6 protein-coding genes and 1 pseudogene are annotated in these 8,881 nt (G+C 68.9%); all 7 read left to right on the forward strand.

The window, feature by feature from the left end:
- The coding region (locus B4L26_RS18790; RefSeq protein WP_290721471.1) for an amino acid--tRNA ligase-related protein at positions 1-1,157 on the forward strand (1,157 nt) is incomplete at its 5' end.
- A gap of 13 nt (positions 1,158-1,170) precedes the next feature.
- The gene (locus tag B4L26_RS18795; RefSeq protein WP_290721473.1) at positions 1,171-2,337 is read left to right on the forward strand and encodes a hypothetical protein; all 1,167 of its coding nucleotides are present in this window, start codon (positions 1,171-1,173) and stop codon (positions 2,335-2,337) included.
- A gap of 8 nt (positions 2,338-2,345) precedes the next feature.
- Positions 2,346-3,731 carry a replication-associated recombination protein A gene (locus B4L26_RS18800; RefSeq protein WP_290721475.1) on the forward strand — a complete coding sequence of 462 codons (1,386 nt, stop codon included), beginning with the start codon at positions 2,346-2,348 and terminating at the stop codon, positions 3,729-3,731.
- A 61-nt stretch (positions 3,732-3,792) separates the two neighbouring features.
- Complete coding sequence (gene alaS, locus B4L26_RS18805) at positions 3,793-6,483, forward strand: alanine--tRNA ligase (RefSeq protein ID WP_290721477.1); 2,691 nt, start codon at positions 3,793-3,795, stop codon at positions 6,481-6,483.
- Positions 6,483-6,935: a Holliday junction resolvase RuvX gene (ruvX, locus tag B4L26_RS18810; RefSeq protein ID WP_290721479.1), complete on the forward strand. Its 453-nt coding sequence runs from the start codon at positions 6,483-6,485 to the stop codon at positions 6,933-6,935. The genes alaS and ruvX overlap by 1 nt, the downstream gene beginning before the upstream one ends.
- A gap of 99 nt (positions 6,936-7,034) precedes the next feature.
- Positions 7,035-8,600 carry an endolytic transglycosylase MltG gene (mltG, locus tag B4L26_RS18815; protein WP_290721481.1) on the forward strand — a complete coding sequence of 522 codons (1,566 nt, stop codon included), beginning with the start codon at positions 7,035-7,037 and terminating at the stop codon, positions 8,598-8,600.
- Positions 8,569-8,881: pseudogene (locus B4L26_RS18820) on the forward strand (shikimate dehydrogenase); the annotation flags it as partial. The gene mltG and the pseudogene B4L26_RS18820, both read left to right, overlap by 32 nt.

Genomic DNA, 8,881 nt, shown 5'->3' on the forward strand with positions numbered 1-8,881 from the left:
TCGAGATGAGCTTCGTCGAGCAAGACGACGTCATCGCCCTGGCCGAGGAGATCCTCGTCGCGCTGTGGCGCTTGATCGGCGTCGAACTGACCACGCCGATCCCGCGGATCACCTACGCCGAGGCGATGCGCCGCTACGGCTCGGACAAACCCGATCTGCGCTTCGAGATCGAACTCGTCGAGTGCACCGACTTCTTCGCCGACACGCCCTTCCGCGTCTTCCAGGCGCCCTACGTCGGCGCCGTCGTGATGTCCGGCGGTGCATCGCAGCCGCGCCGCACGCTCGACGGCTGGCAGGAATGGGCCAAGCAGCGCGGTGCGAAAGGTTTGGCATACGTGCTGGTCAACGAGGATGGCACCCTCGGCGGGCCGGTGGCCAAGAATCTCTCCGACGACGAGCGCGCAGGGCTGGCCGGTCATGTCGGGGCCAAGCCCGGCGATTGCGTGTTCTTCGCAGCCGGACCCGCCAATGCGCAACGAGCGCTGCTGGGCGCAGCACGGTCGGAGATCGCCACCCGGCTGGGCCTGATCCCCGGGCCCGACGACGTCGTGGACCCGTCGACCGCCGATTGGGCGTTCACCTGGGTGGTCGACGCACCGCTGTTCGAACCGGTGGACGATGCCGCCGCCGCGGGCGACGTCGCCGTCGGGTCGGGCGCGTGGACGGCGGTGCACCACGCGTTCACCTCGCCCAAGCCCGAATCGGTGGACGCGCTCGAAACCGATCCCGGTGCGGCCCTGGCCTACGCCTACGACATCGTGTGCAACGGCAACGAGATCGGCGGCGGATCGATCCGCATCCATCGCCGCGACGTCCAGGAGCGCGTGTTCGCGATCATGGGCATCGACCACGACGAGGCGCAGGAGAAGTTCGGCTTCCTGCTCGACGCCTTCGCGTTCGGGGCGCCGCCGCATGGCGGCATCGCGTTCGGCTGGGACCGGATCGCCGCCCTGCTGGCAGGCGAATCGTCCATCCGTGAAGTGATCGCATTCCCGAAGTCCGGTGGTGGCGTGGACCCGTTGACCGCGGCACCGGCACCCATCACCGCCGCGCAGCGCAAGGAGTCGGGTATCGACGCCAAACCCAAGGCGGCCGCCGATGAGGCCAAAGTCCCCGCCGACCAGCAGCAGGCGTGGCGCACCCGAATTTGTTGGTAGGTTGGATCACATCATGACGGCCATCGTTGAAACCCCGATCGAGGGCGCGTTGACCACGGCGGAAGCCGTGCTGTCGGCACGGGCCGGTACCCAGGTGTCGCTCACCGATCCCGAGGACCTCGGCGGCAGCGGTCGCAGCGTCGTCGCTCGGGCGCGGGTGTGGCCGAACCCGGTGTCCACCCACCGCACGCTGGTCATCAAGGCGCTCGGGGCCGACCACGACCCGGAGTCGTTCCACCGCGAGGTCGCCGCCTACCAGTACGCCACCGCCCTCTCCAGCGGGAGCCGTCCGGGCCCGCAACTCATCGCCCACGACCCGCAGAGGCGGGTGATCGTGCTCTCCGACCTGGGCACCGGCCGGTCGATGACTGATCTGCTCGCCCGGCCCGACGTCGAGGAGGTGACGCGCGCAGTCAGCGCCTGGGGTCAGGCGCTCGGCCGGATGCACGCGGCCACCGTCGGCGGGGAGCAGGACTTCAATGCACTGGTCCGTCGTTCTCACGCGCAATCGATCGGCGACGCAGCCACCGGTTGGGCCCGCCGGGTCGTCGCGGAGCTGCCGACCGCTGCCGCGGCGTTGGGCCTGGACGTGCCACCGTCGATCCCGGCCCGACTCGCCGACGCGGTGCGCCTCTTCGGTGAGGGAGAGTTCCGTGCGTTCAGCCCGTCGGACGTCGGCCCGGAGAACATCCTGATCAACGCCGACGGCGTCCGGTTCATGGACTACGAGTGGGGCGGATTCCGCGACGCGTCGCTAGACGTCGCATTCGGCCTCGCGACCATTCCCGAGCACCTCGACGCCCGGTGCGCGAGCGTTCGTGACGACATCGAAACCGCACTGGTCGAAGCCTGGCGGGCCGAAGCGCAGACCATGTGGCCGTCGATGGGCGACGAGGACGCCGTCTACGACCTGATCGCCTCGGCACGGCTGATGTGGGTGTGGCTGTCCACGGTGACGTTCGTCGGCGTCGCCGACAATCGCCCGGCCGACCCGGTCGAGAACATGCTGCTGTCGCACGACTGGGCGATCACGACGAGCGACCCCGCGGTGGCATGCGCACGCTGGGCCGACATGGGCGAGGCCGCCGCGGCACGTGCCGACCGTACCCCCCGGCTGGCCGAGCTTGGCGCGTTCTGCACCGAGTTCGCCGCCGCCTTGCGGCGCAACTGGCTGTCTTAGCGCAGGTCATGGACAGCCTGTTCGACGCCGACCCTGCCGACGGCGCGGATGATTCGTCGGCTCGACGCGGCTTCGATGCGGGTCCCCGCGCCCCCCTGGCCGTCCGAATGCGGCCGCAGCGCCTATCCGACGTCGTCGGACAGACACATCTGTTGAAGCCGGGTTCGCCGCTGCAGCGCCTCGTCGAGGGATCCGGCGCTGCATCGGTGCTTCTCTACGGCCCGCCGGGCACCGGCAAGACGACGATGGCCTCGCTCATCTCCCGGGCGACCGGTGCTCGGTTCGAGGCACTGTCGGCACTGACCGCGGGTGTGAAAGAGGTGCGCGGGGTCATCGATCTGGCCCGACGGCGGCTGGTCGCCGGTGAGCAGACCGTGCTGTTCATCGACGAGGTCCACCGGTTCTCGAAGAACCAACAGGATGCCCTGCTCGACGCGGTGGAGAACCGGATCGTGCTCCTGGTGGCCGCTACGACGGAGAACCCGTCGTTCTCCGTCGTGGCCCCACTGCTGTCACGCTCGTTGATCCTGGCTTTGCAGCCGCTCGACGACGCCGAGATCGGCACCGTTCTCGACCGGGCGATCGCCGCGCCGGAGGGCCTTGACGGTGCCGTGACATTGGCCGATGACGCCCGCGACCACCTCATCGCCGTCGCCGGGGGAGATGCGCGCCGCGCACTCACCGCACTCGAGGCCGCCGCCGCCGGCGTCGGCGCCGCACCCGGGGGCCCAGTCGTCGAGCTCGGCGTCGCCGACGTCGAGGCCGCCATCGACCAAGCGGCGGTTCGCTACGACCGCAACGGTGACCAGCACTACGACGTGACCAGCGCGTTCATCAAGTCGATCCGCGGCTCCGACGTTGACGCCGCACTGCACTACCTGGCGCGGATGATCAGCGCCGGCGAAGATCCGCGATTCATCGCGCGACGCCTCATGATCCATGCAAGCGAGGACATCGGCATGGCCGATCCGACGGCGCTGACGACCGCGGTGAATGCCGCGCAGGTCGTCGCCATGGTCGGGATGCCCGAGGCGCGCCTAGCCCTGGCCCAGGCCACCATCCATCTGGCGACGGCCCCCAAATCCAACGGGGTGGTCTCGGCGATCGGCGCTGCGATGGCCGACGTATCCGCGGGTCGGATCGGTTCGGTGCCGCCCCACCTGCGTGACGGTCACTACTCGGGGGCCAAGGACCTTGGATCGGCCGTCGGCTACCGCTATCCGCATGACGATCCCGACGGGGTACTCGCCCAGCAGTACGCGCCCGACGAACTGGTGGGCGTCGACTACTACGCGCCCACCGGGCGTGGCGCCGAGCGCGAGCTTGCGGTGCGCCTGCCCAGGCTGCGGGCGATCATCCGCCGACTGCGCCGATCCGCCCCGCCGGTAGACTAGGCCGCTGGTGCGGCACGGTCGCGCCGCACCAGCGCCACCGCCGACGAAGGACAGCCAAGCAGTGCAGACGCACGAGATCCGCAAGCGATTCCTGGACCACTTCATCAAGTCCGGCCACACCGAGGTCGCTAGTGCGCCACTGATCCTCGACGACCCGAACCTGATGTTCGTCAACGCCGGCATGGTCCCTTTCAAGCCGTACTTCCTGGGTGAGCAGACGCCGCCGTTCCGGCGCGCGACCAGTGTCCAGAAATGTGTGCGCACGCTCGATATCGAAGAGGTCGGCATCACGACCCGCCACAACACGTTCTTCCAGATGGCGGGCAATTTCTCGTTCGGCGACTATTTCAAGCGGGAGGCCATCGAGTTCGCCTGGTCACTGCTGACCGATCCGGTCGCCGACGGCGGTTACGGCATCGACCCGACGCGGCTGTGGCCGACGGTGTACCTCGACGACGACGAGGCCGAGCAGATTTGGCGCGAAATCGGTGTCCCGGCGCAGCGCATCCAGCGCCGTGGGATGAAGGACAACTATTGGTCGATGGGCGTCCCCGGGCCGTGCGGGCCGTCGTCGGAGATCTTCTACGACCGCGGTCCCGACTACGGCGTCGAAGGCGGACCGGAGGTCGACGAAGACCGCTACATCGAGATCTGGAACCTCGTGTTCATGCAGAACGAGCGGGGGACCGGCGGCGCCAAGGAGGATTACGAGATCCTCGGCCCACTGCCCGAGCGCAACATCGACACCGGGATGGGCATCGAGCGTGTCGCATGCATCCTGCAGGGCGTCGACAACGTGTACGAGACCGATTTGCTCAAGCCGATCATCGACGTGGCCGTGGAACTGACCGGCCGCGCGTACGGGGCGGGTGGGGCGACCGGTGCCGCCGACGACGTGCGGTTCCGGGTCATCGCCGACCACACGCGTACCGCGGCGATGCTCATCGCCGACGGGGTGCTGCCCGGCAACGAGGGCCGCGGCTACATCCTGCGCCGGTTGCTGCGCCGCATCGTGCGCTCGGCGCGTCTGCTCGGGGCCACCGGCCCCACCATGGAGGCTTTCGTGTCGACGGCGATCGACGTGATGGCACCGTCGTACCCGGTCCTCGATACCGACCGCGAACGCATTCTCACCGTCGCCGTCGGCGAGGAGGCTGCGTTCGCCAAGACGCTGTCGGCCGGTTCGGCCCTATTCGCCGAGGCCGCCGCCGAGACGAAGGCCGCTGGGAGCTCCCGCATTAGCGGCGACGCCGCATTCACCCTGCACGACACGTACGGGTTCCCGATCGATCTGACGCTGGAGATGGCGGGCGAGGCCGGACTGACCGTCGATGCCGACGGTTTTGCCGCACTCATGGCGCAGCAGCGCAAGCGGGCCAAGGACGACGCCAACGCCCGCAAGACCGGACACGCCGATATGAGCGTCTACCGCGAATTCATCGACGCCCACCCGACCGAGTTCGTGGGCTTCGACGAGTTGGTCAGTGAGGCGCGCGTGCTCGCCGTCGTCGGTGACGGCCGCCGACTCGGCCGTGCGGGGACCGGTGCACACGTCGACATCGTGTTGGACCGAACGCCGCTTTACGCCGAAGGCGGCGGCCAACTCGCCGACACCGGGACGATCACCACCAGTTCGGGCGTGCGCGTCGCGGTGACCGACGTGCAGAAGGCCGGCAAGACGGTGTGGCTGCACCGCGGTGTCGTCGAGGCGGGAGAGATCGTCGAGGGCGACACGGTGATAGCGTCGGTCGACCCGGCATGGCGCCACGGCGCTACCCAGGGGCACTCAGGCACCCATATGGTGCACGCGGCGCTGCGCCAGGTCCTCGGCCCGACCGCCACGCAGGCCGGCTCACTCAACAAACCCGGTTACCTGCGGTTCGACTTCCACTCCGGCGGCCCGCTGACCGAACAGCAGCGCACCGAGATCGAGGCGATCTCCAATACCGCCGTGGAGGCGAACTACCCGGTCCACACCTTCGAGACCGGATTCGACGAGGCCAAGGCGATGGGCGCGATGGCCCTGTTCGGCGAGAACTACGGCGACGTGGTGCGGGTGGTCGAGATCGGTGGTCCGTTCTCGATGGAGCTGTGCGGCGGCACCCATGTCGCCTCATCGTCGCAGATCGGGCCGATCACCCTTATCGGCGAGTCGTCGGTCGGCTCGGGAATCCGCCGCGTCGAGGCTTACGTCGGCATGGACTCCTTCCGACACCTATCAACCGAGCGGGCCCTGCTGGCCGGCCTGGCGTCGTCGTTGAAGGTGCCCAGCGCCGAGGTGCCCGGCCGCGTCGAGCAATTGGTCACCAAGCTGCGCGACGCCGAGCGCGAGGTAGCGCGGCTGCGCGCCGAGCAGGCCAAGGCCGCGGCTTCGGGCCTGCTCGACTCCGCTCGGCGAGTCGGCGACGTCGACCTCATCGGCGGGCGCGTCGCCGACGGTCTCGGCGCCACCGAGCTGCGGGAACTCGCCACTGACCTGCGCAACCGGGCTCGCTCGGAGAAGGGCGTCGTAGTGCTGTTCTCGGTGACGCCCGGTGCCGACGACGAGCCGGCCAAGGTGCCGTTCGTCGTCGCGACGACCGCCGGTGCGCGGGATGCCGGTATCGGGGCGGGCTCGATCGTCAAGGAAGCGGCAGGCCTGGTGGGCGGCCGTGGGGGCGGCAAGCCCGACCTCGCCCAGGGCGCCGGGTCGGATCCGGCGGGTATCGACGCCGCGATGGCACGGATCGCCGACCTCCTCGGGACGGACTAGTGCTGCATCCCCGCGGCCGCCGGATCGGTGTCGACGTCGGGACCGTCCGCATCGGAGTGGCCGTGTGCGACCCGGACGGGATCCTGGCCACCCCGGTCGAAACGGTGCCACGCGGAACCGCCGGCAAGTCGACGCAGGCGCAGGACGAGGCCGCTGTGGGCCGACTCGCCGAGATCGTCGCCGAATACGAAGCGGTTGGCGTGATCGTCGGGTTGCCGCGTGATCTTGCTGGCCGCGAGGCCCTCGCCGCGGAGTCGGTGCGGCGATTCGTCGAGGGCTTTCAGCGCGCGGTGGCGCCCGTTCCCGTCGAGTTCGTCGACGAGCGGATGACGACCGTCAGCGCCGCACGGTCACTGCGGGAGGCGGGCAAAGACTCGCGGAAGGCACGGTGGTTGATTGATCAAGCAGCTGCCGTGACTATTCTTCAGGGGTGGTTGGACAGCGTTCGATAGATCGTGGCCAGCGCCCGGCGTCGAGTCAATCGGCGTTCCGCAGGTCCGCAACCGCACCGCCCGACCGGGCGAGTCGGACCGGAGGAAGGAACTGCGCGCGTGACCAACGATGAGGTTGGAGCCAACGACGGTGAAGGCGAGGCCGGGCACGTGCCCACCACGCGGCATCGCACCAGGCGGGGGGAGTCCAAGGGACTTTCCGGAGCGCCAGCATGGATGACAGGGGAGATCCGTCCGGTGGACGAGGACCAACCGGCACCGGCGGTGCGCCGCTCCGCTTCGGCATCCGATACCGGCAGTGACACCGCGCCCAACATCGTCCGCCACACCGCTCGTCCCGGCGACCCGGACCGGGCCACCCCGCCCCCGGTTGAGGACGGCGACGGTGAGCCGGTGACGATCGGGGCCGATAACCCCCGCACCGCACCAGCCGCTCGGGTACCCGCATGGCACACCGACCTGGACGACGCCGACGCCGTTCGATCCGCTGCCAAGCAGGCGCAACTCGCGGCCGATCCGGACCAGATGCCCAAGCGGCAACGGTCGCGATGGTTGCTGATCGGGGCCGCGGCCTTGGCCGCGGTGGTCGTGCTGGCCGGTGGTTACCTCGTCGTCAACCGCTTGAGCGGCGCCGGCGGGCCGGACTATTCGAGCGATACGGGTACGGCCGACGTACTCGTCACGATTCCCAACAATTCGACGTTGACCGACTTCGGCCAGATCCTCCAGGAAGCGGGCGTAGTGCGCTCGGTCGACGCGTTCACCACCGCTGCTGACGAGAAGCCGCTCTCCGGCGGTGTCTACAAGCTGCGCAAAGGGATTTCCGGTACCGCCGCGGTGGCGATGATGTCCGATTCCACCCACCGGGTCGGGCGGCTCGTCGTACCCGAGGGTGTCCAGCTGGAGGACAAGAAGGGCGTTGACGGCAAGACCGTGCCCGGTGTGTTCAGCCTCATCGCCGACGCGACCGCCACGACGGTGAACGGCGAGACGATCGGGATCACCGTCGAGGAACTCGAAACGGCCGCAAAGTCGGCCTCGGCCACCGAACTGGGAGTGCCCACCTGGGCCACGGCAGCCGTCGCCAAACTGCCCGGTGATCCGCGCCGGATCGAGGGGCTGATCGCACCGGGAACCTGGGAGGCAATCGACCCGCAAGCCTCAGCCGTGGCGATCCTGCACAAGCTGATCACCGACAGCACCCAGCGCTTCGAAGCGTGGGGCCTGCTGACCGCGAACAAGAGCGGGCTGGGTCCGTACGAGTTGCTGGTCGCCGCCTCGGTCGCCGAGCGAGAGGTGCGCGATACCGACGATCTGCCCAAGGTCGCCCGGGTCATCCTCAACCGGCTCGACAAGAAGCAGCGCCTGGAGATGGACTCCACGGCGAACTACACCGCAGCCGAGACCAACATCGACGTCCACGGCGACAACTACAAGGCCGACACCCGATGGAACACGTATCGGGTGACAGGGCTGCCGCCGACGCCCATCGCGACGGTCGGCGAGAAGGCTTTGAAAGCAATGCTGGACCCGCCGAAGGGGAAGTGGCTGTACTTCGTCACCATCGACAAGAACGGCACGACAGAATTCTCCGAGACGTTCGAGGAACACCTGCGCAACCGCCGGAAAGCCTGTGACAACCAATTCCTCAAGACCGGCTGCTGACCCGGTCGGCGGTACCGCATGCAAGGCGGCCGTCCTCGGGTTCCCCATCGAGCACTCGCGCTCACCGGACCTGCACCGCGCCGCCTATCGGGCGCTGGGCTTGGACGGCTGGACCTACGAGCGAATCGAGTGCCCGGCGGGGGAGTTGGCCACCATCGTCGACAACCTCGACGAGGCCTACCTCGGGCTGTCGGTGACCATGCCCGGCAAGGGCGAGGCACTCGCCTATGCGGCCACGGTGACCGAGCGAGCCGCGCTCGTCGGCTCGGCCAACACCCTGG

The sequence above is a fragment of the Gordonia sp. UBA7599 genome (genome assembly GCA_002477755.1).
GTDB lineage: Bacteria > Actinomycetota > Actinomycetes > Mycobacteriales > Mycobacteriaceae > Gordonia.